The sequence below is a fragment of the Stenotrophomonas sp. 2YAF22 genome (assembly GCF_052114665.1).
Classification (GTDB): domain Bacteria; phylum Pseudomonadota; class Gammaproteobacteria; order Xanthomonadales; family Xanthomonadaceae; genus Stenotrophomonas; species Stenotrophomonas indicatrix.
The window spans coordinates 1-1,326 of sequence record NZ_JBFRFE010000862.1 but is presented as its reverse complement, the minus strand read 5'-3'; the positions used below and the strand labels follow the sequence as shown (position 1 = coordinate 1,326).

2 protein-coding genes are annotated in these 1,326 nt (G+C 66.9%); both read left to right on the top strand.

Annotated elements, in window-relative coordinates:
* Positions 1 to 422, top strand: a 422-nt coding sequence (locus AB4Y84_RS21780) for an NUDIX hydrolase (protein WP_442250950.1), incomplete at its 5' end; no start/stop codon positions are given.
* Complete coding sequence (locus AB4Y84_RS21775) at positions 415 to 1,212, top strand: N-formylglutamate amidohydrolase (RefSeq protein WP_312786934.1); 798 nt, start codon at positions 415 to 417, stop codon at positions 1,210 to 1,212. The genes AB4Y84_RS21780 and AB4Y84_RS21775, both read left to right, overlap by 8 nt.
* Positions 1,213 to 1,326 lie beyond the last annotated feature (114 nt).

The following is a 1,326-nucleotide window of genomic DNA, read 5'->3' as shown; positions in this document are numbered from 1 at the left end:
CCCCCGAGGACAACGTGCTGTTCGTCGAACAGTTCCGCGTACCACTGCAGGCGTCGACCATCGAGATGCCGGCCGGGCTGGTCGGCGACATCGATGCGGGCGAGTCCATCGAAGTTTCCGCTGTACGCGAGCTGGAAGAGGAAACCGGCTGGACCGCCGAGCACGCCGAAGTGCTGATGATCGGCCCCACCTCCTCCGGTGCCAGCAGCGAGAAGATCGCCTTCGTGCGTGCCACCGGCCTGCGTCGCATCGGCGAAGGCGGCGGCGACGAGAGCGAGGACATCACCGTGCATGAAGTGCCGCGCACGCAGGCGGCCGCCTGGCTGGTGCAGAAAATGGCCGAAGGCTATGAAGCCGATGCCAAGCTGTGGGCCGGCCTGTGGATGATCGAGCACCACCTGGACGGACGGCCCCGTGGCTGACGCCGGCCTGCACGCGCTGCCGGCACTGCTGGGCGCCGACGATCCGGCGATCTTCAGTGTGCACCGTGCGCAGGGCGCCTCGCCGTTCCTGCTGCTGGCTGATCATGCCGGCCAACAGGTACCGCGTGCACTGGCCGATCTTGGATTGCCGCAGGCCGAACTGGACCGGCATATCGGCTGGGACATCGGCATCGGCGGCACCACCCGTGCATTGGCCGAGCGGCTGGATGCGTGGGCGATCGAGCAGACCTATTCGCGGCTGCTGATCGACTGCAACCGCCCGCTGGTTTCGCCGACGCTGATCCCCGAGGTCAGCGACCACACCGTAGTGCCGGGCAACGCCGGACTGTCGCCCGCGCAGCGGCAGCAGCGCATCGATGCGATCCACGCGCCCTACCATGCACGCATCGATGCCGAACTGGATGCACGCCGCGATGCGGCACGGCCAACAGTGCTGGTGATGATGCACAGCTTCACCCCGGTGATGAACGGCATGCAGCGTCCGTGGCATGCCGGCGTGCTGTACCACCAGGACACCCGCTTTGCCCACGCCTTTCTGCAGGCGCTGCGCGATGAAGGCGACCTGGTGGTGGGCGACAACGAACCGTATTCGGTCAACAGCAGCAGCGACTACGCGGTGCCGGTGCATGGCGAAGGTCGCGGCCTGGTGCATGTGGAACTGGAGATCCGCCAGGACCTGATCGCCGATGCCGCCGGGCAACAGGCGTGGGCGGAGCGGCTGGCGCGTATTTTCAGCGCGTTGCAGCCGCAGTTGTTGGCGTTCGGATGACCGCATCCACGCATGGCGTGGATCTGCCCGGGATCGGTACATCCACGCATGGCGTAAATCTGCCCCGGATCGGTAGTGCCGGCCGCTGGCCGGCAACCTCAGGGTAGCTGGATC